This is a genomic window from Micromonospora zhanjiangensis (assembly GCF_042650605.1).
Lineage (GTDB): Bacteria > Actinomycetota > Actinomycetes > Mycobacteriales > Micromonosporaceae > Micromonospora_J > Micromonospora_J zhanjiangensis.
The window spans coordinates 114,535-130,306 of record NZ_JBHSBN010000001.1 but is presented as its reverse complement, the minus strand read 5'-3'; the positions used below and the strand labels follow the sequence as shown (position 1 = coordinate 130,306).

Here is a 15,772-nt window from a genome sequence, read left to right as displayed (position 1 = left end):
CAGGCACGATTCACCCGTCACAAGCAAAAGAAGTTATGCTCATGACGCTAGGCCGACCTCCGACAGGAGTCAAGTTGCTTTTTGCTCATGACACCGAGTGCGCGCTGACCGCAGCCGCCGCGCTGGTCAACACCGCGCCCGACCCGGCCGGCGACGACGAGGAGCTGCCCGACGTCGCCGCGCTGGCCGAGTTCATGGTCATCCACCGGTACACCGGCCGGCACGAACGCACCGAGACGGAACTGGCGGCCGTGCGCGCCCTGCGCCCCCGGCTACGGACGATCTGGGAGTCCGACGAGGACACCATCGTGGAGATCGTCAACGGGCTGCTCCGCGAGCACGCCGCGCTCCCCCAACTAATCCGGCACGACGACGAGCCGTACCACGTGCACGCGGTCCCCCTGGACGCACCGCTGGCGACCCGGATGGCGGTGGAGTTCGCGATGGCGCTGGCCGACCTGGTGCGCGGCGGCGAGTTGAGCCGGCTGCGCACCTGCGAACGCCCCGACTGCCGGAACGTCCTGGTCGACCTGTCCAAGAACCGGTCCAAGCGGTTCTGCGGCACCGTCTGCGGCAACCGCGCCGCCGTCGCCGCCTACCGCGCCCGCAAGTCCGCCGACCCGGTCTGAACGCGGTACGCCCGGGTAGCATCGGGTCTGGTCGACGCGCCGAGGAGGTGACCAGGTGTCCGACGCCTCAAACCGGCTGGAGTCGCTGGTCGACGCGCAACTACGGGCCGCCCGGGAGCGCGGCGAGTTCGACAACCTGCCCGGCGCCGGCAAGCCGCTGCCCAAGCGGCACAGCCCCGACGACGAACTGTGGTGGATCAAGGACTACATCGCCCGCGAGGGCCTGCCCACCGACGCGCTGCTGCCGCCCGCCCTGCGCCTCGCCCGGGAGATCGAACACCTCCCCGGGCGGGTCGCCGGGCTGGCCGCCGAGAGCCTGGTCCGCGAGGCGGTGGCCGATCTCAACCGCCGGATCGCCGACCACCTCCGCCTCCCCCCGCCCGGCCCGTACGTGCCGCTGCGCCGGCTCGACCCGGACCAGGTCGTCCGTGACTGGCAGGCCGCCCGCGCACCGACGGCCGGCGAAGCACCCGCCCCCGCGCCGCCGGCCCGCCCGCGCCGCCGCTGGTTCCACCGCCGCCGTACGTCCGCCTGAGGCGGCACTCGATCACGCCGGCCGCGCGGCGGCTCACCAGCAAGGATCAAGATCCCTGCCTACCCCCTGCCCCTGCCCCTGCCCCCGCGCCCGCTCACCGCGCCGCTCCGACCCGTCCGCAGGTCGACGACCGGTTGGGGCATCCCGCGCCCCGGATTTGTGCGCATCCAGTGTCGCTGGAACGACACCAGATGCGCACAAACCCCTTGCCGATGTCAGCGCGCCGCAGGGAAGCCGGCCTCGCGTTCGAGCCCACATCGAAGATGATGTGAAAAACACCATTTTCGATGTGGGCCCGAATGGACGCCTATGGGTGGACCGCGGCGAGCCGACCCACGATGCCCAGATCAACCGCAGACCGGGATCGGGTCATCGGAGGCCGGTGAGGAAGGTGGACCAGGCCGCCGGACCGAAGGTGAGGGTCGGACCGGTGCGATCCTTGCTGTCCCGCACCCCGACCACCCCCACCAGATTCGTCGCCACCTCGACGCAGGTCGAGTCCTGGTTGCTGCGGGTGCTCTTTCGCCAGTGGGCGCCGGTCAAGCCCATTGTTCCGCCACCTTCCGGATCAGGTCGGTCGATTCCTGCACGGGCAACGCACAGCCCAGGCTAATTTCCCAGACCCGTCGGAGCCGCGCCAGATCCACCGGCTGTTCCAGTCCTTGGCCACGCACCTGGCTGTCCTGGAACGCCAACTCCGAGCCGTCGTGGGCGGTGGCGATGATGAAGGGGCCACCAAGGCCGGGATACTCGCCAGCCGACGTTGGAACCGCGTGGATCCAGATGCGGCGGTGCTGCTCGGCCAGCTTTGCCAGATAGAGCAACTGCTCACGCATCACCTTCTCGCCACCGACCGGTCGCTGGATGGCCCTTTCGTCCAGCACCGCGACCAAGATGGGCGGACATTCGCGAAAGAGGATTTCGTGCCGCCGGGTCCGCGCAGCGAGACGCTTCTCCACCTCGTCAGGGTCGAGCAAGCCACCCGCTTCGAAGACCGCTCGGGCATAGTCCTCGGTCTGAAGAATTCCCGGCACATACAGCGACTGGTACCAACGCAGGGTCTTGGACTGCTCCTCGATGGCATTCCAACCTCGCAGCCAGGGCTGTGCCTGGTCGAGGGTGACCAGTTCGGTCAGCATCCGGGTGAAGAGGCCGCCGGTGTCCAGTGCCGTGTCGACCAGCTCCAGGTATTTGAGGGTCGGCGGCTGCTGGAACTTCTCCACCGCGCTGACCAGGGACGCCGAGTAGTTGATGGCCTTGGCCAACTCCTCCTGGCTCCAACCCCGACGCAGCCGGGCCCGGCGTAGTTCGGCAATCAGGAACGCCGCCGCCGTCTTCTGTTCGTCCATTGTCCGCATGCTCCTGCCACTCGGCCCACGATCGACTCCACCGGCACGGCGGCAACCCGGGGGACGCCCGCAGGGTCTCCCAACCAGCGAGCGCAACAGCTTCACACCGTAGCGGCCCGATCACCAGACTGTGAAGGCCGAAATCCCACCGATCCGACCCGAACGGACCGGCGGGACCGGCGGGAGGCGTCCCGACCGGCAACGGGACGCCTCCCGGACGACGTCGCACCTGCCAGTCGTACCCGGAGGTCTGTCATGCCCTGGTCCCACCGCGACCGGTCCGCGCAGCCGGTGCCGCTCGCGCCGGCGCACCGCCCGGTCTGGCGGCGGCTGCGCCGCTACTGCTCCTGTGGGCTGCGCTGGTCCACCTGCCCGGACCGGCGGGCCGCCGGCCCGACCGCCGCCGCGCGGCGCGCGAACGGCGGTCGCTGGTGACGGGCCTGCCCGACGGGGTACGCCCGCACCTGCCGCTGCGTCCACTCTGGCTGTGCCGGGTCTGCGGCACGCCGTGGCCGTGCGCCACCGCCCGGCTCAAGCTCAAGTGCGAGTACGCCGACGACCGGACCGGCCTGTCGGTCTACCTCTGCTCGGTGCTGCACGAGGCGATCGCCGACCTGTGCCGCCTCGACCCGGCCAACCCGCCCGCCCCGCACGCCACCTTCACCCGCTTCGTAGCCTGGGCCAAACCCCGCCTCCCCGACTGACCCCACCCCCGCCGTCTCACGGTTGATCATGAAGTTGTTGTCGCGACACGCCGGAAAGGCTGACAACAACTTCATGATCAACGCCCAGGAGGCGGGGGCCTACACTCGGGCGGTGATCTTGCGGGGGGCGACGTCGGATGACGTGCGGGCCGTGTTGGAGTTGTGGGCGGTGGCGGCCGAGGACGCGCACCGGCCCCCGGACAGCGCGGCTGCGCTGCGCGCGCTGCTGGCCCGCGATCCCGACGCGCTCATCCTCGCCGTCGAGCAGGACATCATCGTGGGCACGGTGATCGCCGGCTGGGACGGCTGGCGCTGCCACCTGTACCGGCTGGCCGTGGCGCCGGACCGGCGGCGTACGGGCATCGGCCGGATGCTCGTCCGGGCGGCCGAGGAACGGTTCGTGGCCCTCGGCGGGACCCGGGTCGACGCGATGGTCCTCGACGAGAACGAGCTGGCACACCATGCCTGGCGGGCCGCCGGCTACACCCGGCAGGAAGAGTGGTCCCGCTGGGTCAAACCGCTGCCGACGCCGCGCGACTGAATCGGCGGCCCGCGCGGCGCACTGACCTGCGGCGGTACGGCCGCCGGCCCGCCCGGCGCCCCGACCTGCGGCGAGACCGGCCGCTGCCCGGGGCCGCCGCGATTGCTCAGGGGTGAGTCATGCGGGCCGCGGGCGCTCAGGGGTGGGTCATCCGGAGGACGTCGAGCGCCTCGTCGAGTTGTTCCTCGGTGAGACGGCCCTCGGCGACGTGGCCGCGGGAGAGCACCACCGCGCGGATGGTGGTCTCGTTGGCCAGCGCCTCCTTGGCGATCGAGGCCGCCTCGTCGTAGCCGAGGTGCCGGTTCAGCGGGGTGACGATGGACGGCGAGCCCTCCGCGTACGCCAGGCAGACGTCCGCGTTCGCGACCAGGTCGGCCACGCAGCGGTCGGCGAGCAACCGGCCGACGGCGGCCAGCAGCCGGATCGATTCCAGCAGGTTGCGGCCCATCACCGGGAGCATCACGTTGAGTTCGAAGTCGCCCTGGCTGCCGGCGAAGCTCACCGCGGCGTCGTTGCCGATCACCTGGGCGCAGACCTGCCGGACCGCCTCGCAGACCACCGGGTTGACCTTGCCGGGCATGATCGACGAGCCGGGCTGCAGGTCCGGGATGTGCAGTTCGCGCAGGCCGGCCCGGGGGCCGGAGCCCATCCAGCGGATGTCGTTGGCGATCTTGTAGAGGCCGACCGCGACGGTCTTGAGCTGGCCGGACGCCTCGACCAGGCCGTCCCGGGCGCCCTGCGCCTCGAAGTGGTTCCGGGCCTCGGTCACCGGCAGTCCGGTCTGCTCGCGCAGCTTCTCGATCACCTTGCCGGCGAAGCCGTACGGGGTGTTGATGCCGGTGCCGACGGCGGTGCCGCCCAGCGGCAGCTCGGCCAGTCGGGGCAGCGCCGCCCGCAGCCGCTCCACGCCGTAGCGGACCTGGACGGCGTACCCGGAGAACTCCTGCCCGAGGGTGACCGGGGTGGCGTCCATCAGGTGCGTACGGCCGGCCTTGACCACCGTGCCGAACTCGTCCGCCTTGGTCTCCAGCGTGCCGGCCAGGTGTTCCAGCGCGGGGATCAGGTCGTGCAGCACCGACTGGGTGGCCGCCAGGTGGATCGACGACGGGAAGACGTCGTTGCTGGACTGGGAGGCGTTCACGTCGTCGTTGGGGTGCACCTTGCGACCCAGTTCCCGGGCGGCCAGGGTGGCGATGACCTCGTTGGCGTTCATGTTCGACGAGGTGCCCGAGCCGGTCTGGAAGACGTCGATCGGGAAGTGCTCGTCGTAGGTGCCGTCGCCGACGTGCGCGGCGGCGGTGGCGATCGCCTCCGCGACGTCCCCGTCGAGGACGCCCAGCTCGCCGTTGACCTGGGCCGCGGCGCCCTTGATCTGGGCCAGCGCCCGGATGTGCGCCGGCTCCAGGCCACGCCCGGAGATCGGGAAGTTCTGCACCGCACGCTGGGTCTGCGCCCCCCACAGTGCGTCGGCGGGCACTTCCACCTCGCCCATCGTGTCGCGTTCGATCCGGTACCCGGCAGCCTCTGGAGTCGTCACGCGTTCCATCCTGCCTCGCCGCCGGGCCGGCCGCAGATGATCGCGGACCGGGGACCGGACCGTCCGTTACGCGGCCGGCGGGTCGGAGGTTGTCCCCGGTGTGCGTCCACCATCGCCCGGCCGGCTCACGGCGCCGGCCACGCCGGAGCGGCGGCTGTACGAGATCGACCTGTTGCGGTTCCTCGCGGCGATCATGGTGGTCCTGGTCCACCTGTCCTGCGGCGGTCGGCTCGGCGTCACCAGGATCGACTATTCCGACAGCGTCGGCCGGGTCGGCCGCTACGGCTACCTGGGTGTCGACCTGTTCTTCATGATCAGCGGGCTGGTCGTGTTCATGAGCCTGTGGGGGCGCACGCCCGGTGCCTTCGTGGTGTCCCGGGTCTCCCGCCTCTATCCCGCCTTCTGGGCCGGCGTCACGACGACCAGCCTGGTCCTGCTGTCCGGGGCGGTCACCCGCCCGGCACCGACGCTCCGCGACTACCTGGTCAACCTGACCATGTTCGCCCAGCCGTTGGACGTACCGGTCGTCGAGGGCGTCTACTGGACCCTCTGGGCCGAGTGGCGGTTCTACTTCCTGCTCTTCGCGTTCAGCCTGATCGGGATCACCCTCGGGCGCACTCACGTGTTCCTCTGGGGCTGGCTGGTGGCGACCCTTCTGGTCGAGGTCCTGCCGCTGCCGTACGCCGTGGGTCACCCGATCGAGTTGGTCCTCCAGCCGGTCTACAGCCACTACTTCATCGCCGGGATGGCGCTGTATCTGGTCCACCGGTCCGGTTTCACGGCGAACCGGGCCGCGCTGCTCGCCGTCGCCTACGGCAACGCGCTCCACCAGGGCGTCCAGCACGCCGCGGAACGCTCCCGGCAGCTCGTTCCTCTGCAGCCGGCGGTCGTCGTCGCGGTGATCACCGCGTTCTTCCTGGTCATGATCCTGGTTGCCACCGGCGCGCTGGCCCGGTTCGGCAGCCGGAGCTGGAAACCGGTCGGCGACCTGACCTATCCGCTCTATCTCGTGCACGCGACCGTCGGGTACGCCGTGCTCAACGTGTTCGGGTCAGCCGTCAACCGATGGCTGCTCCTGGGCTGCCTGGTGGTCGGCCTCTGCCTGCTGGCGTGGGCCATGAACCGCCTGGTCGAGGTGCCGCTGCAACCCCGCCTCCGCCGGGCGCTCACCCGGATCCTGGACCACCGGAGCGAGTGGTGGCACGCCCTTGCCCGGCGCTGGGTGACCGACCGGAGCGGGGTGGCCGCCCGGCGGACGGCGACCGGGCAGCGGCCACCGGGTCAGAAAGCCACGCCGGCCGTCCGGCTCGACGAACCGACCCGCACGCCCGGCCCGCGTTTATGACGGTCCGGCGGTTACCGGCTGCCGATCGTGCGAACCGGCCCGGTGGCCGTGCCGCGGGCCCGGGCCGGCCGACCCGCCGGGGTCAGCGCGTCGGCGAGGCGGTCAGGTCGGCGAGCCGGGCCCGTACCTCATGCCGGTCCGGCGATTCGATCTGTTCCAGCAGCGCCAGCGCCCGCTGCCAGTACGCGCGGGCCTGCTCCGGGTCGGTCGCCCGCGCACAGGCGGCCAGACCGTCGAGGGCGCGCGCCTGCTCGTACCGGGATTTGATTTTCGTGGCGTCGGCCAGGGCCCGGCGGTGCGACTCGACGGCGGCGGCGATGTCACCCAGGTCCAGCAGCGCCCGGCCGAGCAGGTTCCGGCTGGCGCACTCGCCGGTGCGATCGCGGCCGTCGACGATCGCGGCGAGGGCCTCCCGGTGCCGGGCCACCGCCGATTCCGGGTCACCGAGGGCGCGCTCGACGAATCCGATGTCGTTGAGCACCTCCCCCTCGCCGACCCGGTTGCCGGTGGTCCGCTTGAGATACAGGGCGAGGCGGAGCCGGCGCAGCGCCGGCTCGTACCGACCCTGCTGGCTCAGTACGGCTCCGATGTGCCCGATGGCACTGCCCAGTTGGTGCAGGTCGCCCAGCTGCCTGCTCAGCGGCAACTGGCGCCGGAAGACCTCGAGCGCCTTGTCGTAGCGGCCGATCTGAAGATAGGCCATTCCCACGTCGTTGAGGACGTTCGCGATCATCGCCAGATGGCTCAGCCGCCGCGCTATCGCCAACGCCTGGTGCAGATGCTCCAGCGAGATCCGCGGCTGGCCGCTCATCGCGTACGCGATCCCGAGATTCTTGTGGCTGGACGCGATCCCGAGTAGGTCGGAGATCCGCTCCCGGATGGTCAGCGCCGCCTCCACCGCGTCGATCGCGTCCTGGTAGCGACCGAGCCGGTAGTAGGCCGACGCCAGGTAGTTGCGCATCGTGGCGCTCGCCCAGTCGTCGGCCAGCGCGTCGGCCGCCCGCAGCCCGATGGTGTGCGTCTCGATGAGCTCGTCCAGGTGCCCGCGCATGTACCAGTACCGCCATGATGCCCTGGCCAGTTGCCAGCACTGGCGCGGCAACCCCCCGTCGGCGGCGTACCGGACCAGCGCGACCAGGTTGGCGCGTTGACCGGTCAACCAGTCCGGTTCCTGCCGGACGCAGTCCTCGACCAGGTCCGGCCGCCCCGGCGGGGACAGGACGAAGTTGACCCGGCTGGCCGGCGACTCGATCGGCTCGGTCAGCGCGCTCACCGCGTGCAGGGTGAAGTCGAGCAGGCGTTCGACCGCGGCCCGCCGCCCGTCGGTGCTCTCCGTGGCGGTGGCCAGCCCGCGGGCGTACTCCCGGACCAGGTCGTGGAAGCGGTAGTGACCGACCTCCGGCTCCTCGACGAGGTGGGCGTCCACCAACTCGTCCAACAGGTCCCATGCCACCGGCAACGGCAGGGCGGCGAGCGCCGCCGCGACATATCCGTCGAACCGGTCGCCGGGGTGGCAGCCGAGCAGCCGGAACACCCGCTGCGCCGGCTCGGTGAGCTGGGCGTACGAGAGGGCGAACGCGTCGGTGACGGTGCGGTGCTCGGCGGTGAAACCGGCCAGCACGGATCGATCCGTTCCGAGCCGCTCGGCCAGGTCGGCGACCCGCCAACGGGGTCGGTGGGCCAGTCGCGCGCCGGCCAACCGGATGGCCAGCGGAAGATAGCCGCACCGCCGGACCACCTCGGCCGAGGCGGCCGGATCGGCACCGACCCGCTCCGCACCGGCGATCCGGGCCAGCAGCTGGGTCGCCTCGTCCTGATCGAGGACGGCCAGCGCATGCGGGCGGACGCCGTCCAGCCCGGTCAGCCGGCGCCGGCTGGTCACCAGGGTGAGGCAGCCGGGCCCGTTGGGCAGCAGCGGGGCGACCTGCGCGGCGCTGGCGGCGTTGTCCAACACGATCACCGCCCGCCGGCCGGACAGCTCACTGCGCCACCGGGCGACCCGGTCCTCCAGCTCGGTCGGGATGTCGTCACCCGGTACGCCGAGTTGGCGCAGCAGAACCGCCAGCGCCTCGACCGGCGGCACCGGCCGGCGCTCGCTGTGGCCGTGCAGGTCGACGAAGAGGTGGGCGTCCGGGTATCTCGACCCGAGCACGGTGGCCACGTGCACAGCCAGGGTCGTCTTGCCGCTGCCCGGCATGCCGTCGACGACCTGGATCCCCGACCCGCCCTCCTCGATTTCCTTGACCAGCCGGGACACCGCGTCCTGCCGGCCGGTGAAGTCGTCAATCGCCCTCGGCAGGCAGCGCGCCCCGGCCGCGGCCCCGGCCCGTTGCACGCTGCCGACGTCGGCGGTGCCGTCCAGCACCTGCTGGTGCAGCTCCCGCAGCGCCGACCCGGGCTCGATGCCGAGTTGGTCGGCGGTGATCCGGCGCCCGTCCCGGTAGACGGTCAACGCCTCGGCCTGCCGGCCCACCGCGCACAGGGCGCGCATCAACTGGCCGCGCAGCCGCTCCCGCAGCGGATGCCGCTCCACCAGGTCGGTCAGCTCGCCGATCAGATCCGGAGCCCGGCCCAGCCGCAGCTCGACGTCGAGGCACTCCTCGGTGACAGCGGCGCGTTGCTCGTCCAACGGCACGGCGCCGCGGCGCACCGCCGGGCTGGTGATGCCGCTCAGGGCCGGCCCGCGCCACAACGCCAGGGCGGCCCGGAACTCCCGACTAGCGGCCGGCAGCCGGTCGGCCAGGACCGCGGCGCGGGCTGCGGCGGTCAGCCGGCGGAACTCGTCGACGTCGAGAAGAACGGCGCCCGCTCGCAGCCCGTAGCCCACCGGGTCGGTCACAATGACCTCGCCCGGCAGGCCGCTCTCGCTCAATCTGCGGCGCAGCCGGGAGACGCAGGTCTGCAGCTGGGCCCGAGCGGTGGCCGGCGGATCGTCCTCCCAGACCGCGTCGATCAGGTCGCCGACCGGGACCACCCGGCCGGCCCGCAGGAGCAGCACGGCGAGCACGGTCCGGTCCCGACCGGCCGTGATCGCCGCACGGCCATCACCGACCTGCAGCGGACCCAGAATTCCGCACCGCATCCGCGCTCCCGCCCGAGCCTCGCTCTCATGCAGAGTAGTCCGTCGCTCACTGCGCGCCAGGGGAGGCTGATAGCGGTCTGAAAGCGGTTTGAGAGCGCGCGGGCGGAGGATCCAGTTCGGACCGCGCGGCACGGCGCCTGACGGGGGCGGCGCGCCCGCCCGCAGGGTATGGCGGGCGGGCGCACCGGATCGCCGCGCTACCCGGACCGGCCGGACCGTCGTCACGCCGGCCGGTCCGGTTGTCCGTTCCGCCACCCGAGCCGGCGGCGCTGACCACGTGGATCAGCGGCGGCCGATGGTGAGGACCGGCTTGGTGACCTCGGCGAAGAAGTCCTCGCCCTTGTCGTCGACCACGATGAAGGCCGGGAAGTCCTCCACCTCGATCTTCCAGACCGCCTCCATGCCCAGCTCGGGGTATTCCAGGACCTCGACGTGCTTGATGCAGTCCTGGGCCAACCGGGCCGCCGGGCCGCCGATGGAGCCGAGGTAGAAGCCGCCGTGGGTGGCGCACGACCGGGTCACCTGGGCGGACCGGTTGCCCTTGGCCAGCATCACCAGCGACCCGCCGGCGGCCTGAAACTTCTCCACGTACGCGTCCATCCGGCCAGCGGTGGTCGGGCCGAACGAGCCGGAGGCGTAGCCCTCCGGGGTCTTGGCCGGGCCGGCGTAGTAGACGGCGTGGTCGCGCAGATATTGCGGCATCGGCTCGCCCGCGTCCAGCCGTTCGGCGATCTTGGCGTGCGCGATGTCCCGGGCCACCACCAGCGGGCCGGTCAGCGACAGCCGGGTCTGCACCGGATACTTCGACAGCTCGGCCCGGATCTCGGCCATCGGCCGGTTCAGGTCGACCCGGACCACCTCGGAACCGGATTCGAGCTGGCCGTCGGTGACGTCCGGCAGGAACCGGGCCGGGTCGGTCTCCAGCCGCTCCAGCCACACCCCGGAGGGGGTGATCTTGGCTACCGCCTGCCGGTCCGCCGAGCAGGAGACCGCGATCGCCACCGGGCAGGACGCGCCGTGCCGGGGCAACCGGACCACCCGTACGTCGTGGCAGAAGTAACGCCCGCCGAACTGCGCGCCGATGCCGAACTGCCGGGTCAGCTCCAGCACCTCGGCCTCCAGCTCCAGGTCCCGGAAGCCGTGCGCGCTCATCGAGCCGTGCGTGGGCAGGCTGTCCAGGTACTTCGCGGAGGCGTACTTGGCGGTCTTCAAGGCGTACTCGGCGGAGGTGCCGCCGATGACGATCGCCAGGTGGTACGGCGGGCAGGCCGAGGTGCCGATCAGCCGCAGCTTCTCCTCCAGGAACCGCATCATCCGGGTGGGATTGAGCAGCGCCTTGGTCTCCTGGTAGAGGTACGACTTGTTGGCCGAGCCGCCGCCCTTCGCCATGAACAGGAACTTGTACGCGTCCGGGTGCCCGTCCGGGTCCTCGGCGTACAGGTCGATCTGGGCCGGCAGGTTGCTGCCGGTGTTGCGCTCCTCCCACATCGTCAGCGGGGCGAGCTGCGAATAGCGCAGGTTGAGCCGGGTGTACGCCTGGTAGACGCCGGTCGCGATCGCCTCCGCGTCGGTGCCGTCGGTGAGCACGTGCCGGCCGCGCTTGCCCATCACGATCGCGGTGCCGGTGTCCTGACACATCGGCAGTACGCCGCCGGCCGCGATGTTGGCGTTGCGCAGCAGGTCCAACGCGACGAACCGGTCGTTCGGCGACGCCGCCGGATCGTCGAGGATGGAGCGGAGCTGGGCCAGGTGCGCCGGCCGCAGGAAGTGGGCGATGTCGTGCATCGCCTCGGCGGTCAGCGCGGTCAGCGCCGCCGGCTCGACGGTCAGGAAGCGGCGGCCACCCGGACCGTTGACCACGTCCACGCCCTCGTCGGTGACCAGGCGGTATTCGGTCGCGTCCGGGCCGAGGGGCAGCAGGGGTGCGTAGGAGAACGCGGCGGCACTGCTCATGACCCGCAAGCCTAGGCCAGCCGGTCGGTCCGGTCGTACCCGACGGGGCTTTCCTGGGACCGGAGATCTCACCCACCCCGCGGCGGGCACACCTCGTTCTTCGGGCCGTCGCAGGTCGGGCCGGTGGTGCCCGCCTTCCCGTCGCCCGGTCCGGCGTCCGGACGCCCGGCACCCGGACCGGGCCGGTCGGACCCCGAGCCGCTGAACCGGACGTAGCCGAGGTCCCGGCCGTCCCCGATGATCATCCCGCCGGGGCCGACGGCGAACACCTTGGCGTCCGACCGGATGTTGACCAGCTCGCGGCCGCCGCGCGGTTCCGTCGCGATGATCCGGTCCGGCTTTTCGTCGATCAGTACGACCGCGTACCGGGTGAGCGCGGCCGGCCCCTCCTTGGCCAGCGGGCGACTCCACCGGGTGGCCTCAACCGGCAGCTCGTGCACGTTCACCGAGCCGCCGTCGGCGGACCGGGCCAGGGCGTACCGGTCGTCGACGGCGAGCAGCTTCTCGCCGGCCGCGCCGACCCAGAGGTACCGCCCGTCGTACGCGTCGAGCACCACCTCGCGGCCGTCCGGGCCGACCGCGACGACGACGTTCTGGCCGCCCTGCGGATCGTCCCGCTGCACGCACCCGGCGCCGTCGGCGGTCCGCAGGTTGAGGCTGGTCCGCCGCCACACCTCCTGGCCGGTGGCCGGGTCCCGGGCGATGACCGTGAAGTAGCAGCTCGCGTCCCGCGCGCGGGCCTCGATCCGGAGCATCCGGCCGCCCACCACGACGACCCGGTCCTCGCGGCCGGGCTGGACGTCCTGCATCACCCGACCGGCGGCGGTGTCCACGATGACCACCCGCCCGTCCACCGGCAGCCCGAGCAGGCCGGGCATCAGCTCCGGCCCGCTGGCGTCGTCGGCCACCCGACGGGCGGTCAGCCGGCGGGTGCCGAGCAGCTTCGGGTTGTCGGCGAGCAGCCCCGCGTGCACCCCGGGCAGGAAGGCGCTCCAGGCCGGCGTGCTGCCACGCGGGTCCCAGGCGGTCAGCGTGCAGTCCTTGGCGTTGACGCAGCGCACGTCCAGCAGCGCGTTGCGGTAGGTCCAGACCGCGACGGCGTCCTTGTCGCTCCGGCGTACCGCCCCGGTTTCCGGGTCGAGGACCTGGTAGCCCTTCTCCAGCAGCTTGCCCACCGCGACCACCGCGTCCCGGTCGGCGCCGGCGACCGCGGCCCAGTCGGCCTTACGGTCCCAGAGCTTGACCCCGGTGGCCAGGCTGCGCGCCTCGACCGAGGTGCGTTCCTCGACCACGGCGGTGTTGCCGGCGATGGTGACGCTGGTCGGGCTGCCGCCCAGCCGTTGCTGCCAGGCCGGGGCGGGTTCGGACAGCGCGCGGTTCTGGCTGGCCCACTGCCACAGGTCGGGGAAGGGGTTCCACACCCCGGTGGCGACCAGGATGATCACGCCGACCAGCGCCAGGGCGAGCCAGCACTTCACGCACGGGCCGCTCCCCTTCGCCACCCGGCTACGGTAGCGGCGCGTACCACCGGAGAACGTTAAGCCGATTTGTCCGTGTCGCGGCTTTCATCTTTTACCTCCCGGGCGCCGGCCACCGAACGGACCAGCGGCAACACCCGGTACGGGATCTGCTCGGCCAACGCGATGATCGTCGACGCCCGGCTGATCCCCTCGTGCGAGAGGATCTCGTCGATCACCCGCTGCAGGTCGGCGTTGGACCGCGCCACGATCCGGCAGAGCATGTCCCCGGAACCGGTGATCGTGTGCGCCTCCAGCACCTCCGGGATCCGGGACAGGTGGGCGGTGACCACGTCGTGCCCGTGCCGCTGACTGATCTCCAGCGTCACGAACGAGGTCACGTCGAACCCGATCGCGGCCGGCGCGAGATCCGGCCCGAACCCCAGCACGACCCCCTTGGCCACCAACTTGTCCAGCCGGGCCTGAACCGTGCCGCGGGCCACCCGCAGCCGCCGCGAGCACTCCAGTACGCCGATCCGGGGCTCGGCGGCCAACAGTTCGACCAGGGCGACGTCGAGCCGGTCGAGCTGGACATTCTGTGCAGCGGTCACGGGTCAACACCATACCGAATGCGCAAGCTGACCAGTTTTTTCCGAGACAGTTGCCCAACATCAGGTCCGGACGCGATCCTCGCCACAGGACGCCGCCCACGAAGCGGACAGCAACACGGCAACTGGAGGGAGTCGCGATGACCCAGGCGATCGACCGGCCACAGGCCGGTGGCCCCGGCGACCACGTGGACGTCGACGAACTGATCGGCGCCGTCGACCACGACATCACGCACGACCCGTTCCCGGTCAAGGGACTCGACTTCGTCCACTTCATGGTCGGCAACGCGAAGCAGGCGGCGCACTACTACTCGACCGCGTTCGGGATGACCTGCGTCGCGTACCGGGGTCCGGAGCAGGGCTTCCGGGACCACGCCGAGTACGTGCTGACCAGCGGCTCGGCCCGGTTCGTGTTCACCGGCGCGGTCCGCCCGGACGCCACCGGCGCGGAGCACGTCACCCGGCACAGCGACGGGGTGATCGACATCGCGCTGGAGGTGCCGGACGTCGACGCCGCGTACGCGCACGCCGTCGGGCAGGGCGCCAAGGGCCTGGTCGAGCCGAACGACCTGCACGACGAGCACGGCACGGTCCGGGTGGCCAGCATCGCCACGTACGGCGACACCCGGCACACCCTGGTCGACCGGTCCCGTTACACCGGCCCGTTCCTGCCGGGCTTCGTGGCCCGCGGACCGATCGTCGACCGCAAGCCGATGATCGAGGCGGGTCTGCAGCCGAAGCGGTACTTCCAGGCGGTCGACCACGTCGTCGGCAACGTCGAACTCGGCCGGATGGACGAGTGGGTGGAGTTCTACAAGCGGGTCATGGGCTTCACCAACATGGCCGAGTTCATCGGCGACGACATCGCCACCGACTACTCGGCGCTGATGTCCAAGGTGGTGGCGAACGGCACCCGCAAGGTCAAGTTCCCGCTGAACGAGCCGGCGGTGGCCCGCAAGAAGTCGCAGATCGACGAGTACCTGGAGTTCTACGACGGTCCGGGTGCCCAGCACATCGCGGTGGCCACCAACGACATCCTGGCCAGCGTGGACGCGATGCGGGCCGCCGGGGTCGAGTTCCTGGACACCCCGGACTCCTACTACGAGGACCCGGAACTGCGCGAGCGGATCGGCACCGTCCGGGTCCCGATCGAGGAGCTGCAGTCCCGCAAGATCCTGGTCGACCGGGACGAGGACGGCTACCTGCTGCAGATCTTCACCAAGCCGGTCCAGGACCGGCCGACGGTGTTCTTCGAGCTGATCGAGCGGCACGGCTCACTCGGCTTCGGCAAGGGCAACTTCAAGGCGCTGTTCCAGGCGATCGAGCGGGAGCAGGAGGCTCGCGGGAATTTGTAACACTGTTCCCGTGACGCAGCCCCCGTACGCCGCGAATCCAGCCGGCGCGCAGCCCTGGGACCCGGCCGGACGGCCGGACGTACCGCGGCAGTGGGAGCCACCGGGGCACCGGCCGATGCCGGGCCCCGGTGGCCACCCGCCGTTCCCGCCGCCCCCGGTCAGCCCGGCCGGCCAGCCGCTGGCCGGCTTCGGCGACCGGTTCCTCGCCCATCTGATCGACTCGGCGATCTTCGTCGCGGTGGGAATGGTGCTCGCCGTCCCGGCCGTCCTGATCGTCCTGTTCACCGTGCTGCCGGACGCGGTACGGGTCGACCCCGACGGGACGGTGCCACCGCCGGACTTCCTCGACGTCTTCCTGCCGCTGCTCTGGGTCGAACTCGGCCTGTTCGCGCTGATGATAATCCTGGCCTACGTCTACTACGTCGAGATGATGTTCCGGTCCGGGCAGACCTTCGGCAAGAAGACGATGAAGCTGCGGGTGGTACCGCTCGACCCGGCGGAGACCCTCGGACGCGGCCACGCGGCCCGGCGCTACCTGGTGCAGTACCCGGCCAGCGCGGTGGTTCCGTTCCTGAGTTACCTCGACGGGCTGTGGCAGCTCTGGGACAAGCCCTACCAGCAGTGCCTCCACGACAAGTTCGCCCGGACCGTGGTGGTTAAGGTTCCAGGGTGAACGA

15 protein-coding genes are annotated in these 15,772 nt (G+C 71.4%); 8 read left to right on the top strand and 7 right to left on the bottom strand.

All coding sequences use genetic code 11. From position 1 onward, the window contains the following. The first annotated feature begins 74 nt into the window (after positions 1-74). Positions 75-629 (top strand): CGNR zinc finger domain-containing protein, encoded by a 555-nt coding sequence (locus ACFOX0_RS00605; RefSeq protein ID WP_377541378.1) that lies wholly within the window; start codon positions 75-77, stop codon positions 627-629. Positions 630-684: 55 nt separating this feature from the next. Further along, positions 685-1,164, top strand: coding sequence for a DnaJ family domain-containing protein (locus ACFOX0_RS00600; protein ID WP_377541377.1), 480 nt, complete (start codon positions 685-687; stop codon positions 1,162-1,164). A gap of 369 nt (positions 1,165-1,533) precedes the next feature. On the opposite strand, the gene ACFOX0_RS00595 is transcribed toward ACFOX0_RS00600, so the two are convergent. Beyond that, on the bottom strand, positions 1,534-1,713 hold the full coding sequence (locus tag ACFOX0_RS00595) for a DUF397 domain-containing protein (RefSeq protein ID WP_377541376.1): 180 nt from the start codon (positions 1,711-1,713) through the stop codon (positions 1,534-1,536). Beyond that, positions 1,704-2,513: a helix-turn-helix domain-containing protein gene (locus ACFOX0_RS00590; protein ID WP_377541374.1), complete on the bottom strand. Its 810-nt coding sequence runs from the start codon at positions 2,511-2,513 to the stop codon at positions 1,704-1,706. Before ACFOX0_RS00590 ends, ACFOX0_RS00595 begins: the two co-directional genes overlap by 10 nt. 255 nt (positions 2,514-2,768) lie before the next feature. Between ACFOX0_RS00590 and ACFOX0_RS00585 the strand changes: the two genes are divergently transcribed. The 3 genes from ACFOX0_RS00585 to ACFOX0_RS00575 all read left to right on the top strand — a co-directional run bounded on the left by ACFOX0_RS00585 (position 2,769) and on the right by ACFOX0_RS00575 (position 3,758). Further along, a complete protein-coding gene (locus ACFOX0_RS00585; protein WP_377541372.1) occupies positions 2,769-2,948 on the top strand; it encodes a hypothetical protein in 180 nt (59 codons plus the stop codon). Further along, positions 2,945-3,217, top strand: coding sequence for a hypothetical protein (locus ACFOX0_RS00580; RefSeq protein ID WP_377541370.1), 273 nt, complete (start codon positions 2,945-2,947; stop codon positions 3,215-3,217). Before ACFOX0_RS00585 ends, ACFOX0_RS00580 begins: the two co-directional genes overlap by 4 nt. A 73-nt stretch (positions 3,218-3,290) precedes the next feature. After that, positions 3,291-3,758 carry a GNAT family N-acetyltransferase gene (locus tag ACFOX0_RS00575; protein WP_377541847.1) on the top strand — a complete coding sequence of 156 codons (468 nt, stop codon included), beginning with the start codon at positions 3,291-3,293 and terminating at the stop codon, positions 3,756-3,758. A gap of 136 nt (positions 3,759-3,894) precedes the next feature. Here the strand turns inward: ACFOX0_RS00575 and ACFOX0_RS00570 are convergent, their stop codons facing one another. Continuing rightward, the gene (locus tag ACFOX0_RS00570; RefSeq protein ID WP_377541368.1) at positions 3,895-5,295 is read right to left on the bottom strand and encodes a class II fumarate hydratase; all 1,401 of its coding nucleotides are present in this window, start codon (positions 5,293-5,295) and stop codon (positions 3,895-3,897) included. A gap of 100 nt (positions 5,296-5,395) precedes the next feature. Between ACFOX0_RS00570 and ACFOX0_RS00565 the strand changes: the two genes are divergently transcribed. Beyond that, a complete protein-coding gene (locus ACFOX0_RS00565) occupies positions 5,396-6,640 on the top strand; it encodes an acyltransferase family protein (protein WP_377541366.1) in 1,245 nt (414 codons plus the stop codon). 82 nt (positions 6,641-6,722) lie between these two features. Here the strand turns inward: ACFOX0_RS00565 and ACFOX0_RS00560 are convergent, their stop codons facing one another. From ACFOX0_RS00560 to ACFOX0_RS00545, 4 genes are all read right to left on the bottom strand, one after another. Beyond that, positions 6,723-9,722 carry an AfsR/SARP family transcriptional regulator gene (locus tag ACFOX0_RS00560; RefSeq protein ID WP_377541364.1) on the bottom strand — a complete coding sequence of 1,000 codons (3,000 nt, stop codon included), beginning with the start codon at positions 9,720-9,722 and terminating at the stop codon, positions 6,723-6,725. A 282-nt stretch (positions 9,723-10,004) separates the two neighbouring features. Then, on the bottom strand, positions 10,005-11,675 hold the full coding sequence (locus tag ACFOX0_RS00555) for a fumarate hydratase (RefSeq protein ID WP_377541362.1): 1,671 nt from the start codon (positions 11,673-11,675) through the stop codon (positions 10,005-10,007). A gap of 68 nt (positions 11,676-11,743) precedes the next feature. Continuing rightward, the gene (locus tag ACFOX0_RS00550; protein ID WP_377541360.1) at positions 11,744-13,177 is read right to left on the bottom strand and encodes a hypothetical protein; all 1,434 of its coding nucleotides are present in this window, start codon (positions 13,175-13,177) and stop codon (positions 11,744-11,746) included. A 35-nt stretch (positions 13,178-13,212) separates the two neighbouring features. After that, entirely contained in the window at positions 13,213-13,743 is a 531-nt protein-coding gene (locus tag ACFOX0_RS00545; RefSeq protein WP_377541358.1) for an Lrp/AsnC family transcriptional regulator, read from the bottom strand. 137 nt (positions 13,744-13,880) lie between these two features. On the opposite strand from ACFOX0_RS00545, the gene hppD reads away from it, so the two are divergent. Both hppD and ACFOX0_RS00535 read left to right on the top strand, forming a co-directional pair. Next, positions 13,881-15,095, top strand: coding sequence for a 4-hydroxyphenylpyruvate dioxygenase (gene hppD / locus ACFOX0_RS00540; protein ID WP_377541356.1), 1,215 nt, complete (start codon positions 13,881-13,883; stop codon positions 15,093-15,095). A 10-nt stretch (positions 15,096-15,105) separates the two neighbouring features. Next, positions 15,106-15,768 (top strand): RDD family protein, encoded by a 663-nt coding sequence (locus ACFOX0_RS00535; RefSeq protein ID WP_377541354.1) that lies wholly within the window; start codon positions 15,106-15,108, stop codon positions 15,766-15,768. Positions 15,769-15,772: the final 4 nt, after the last annotated feature.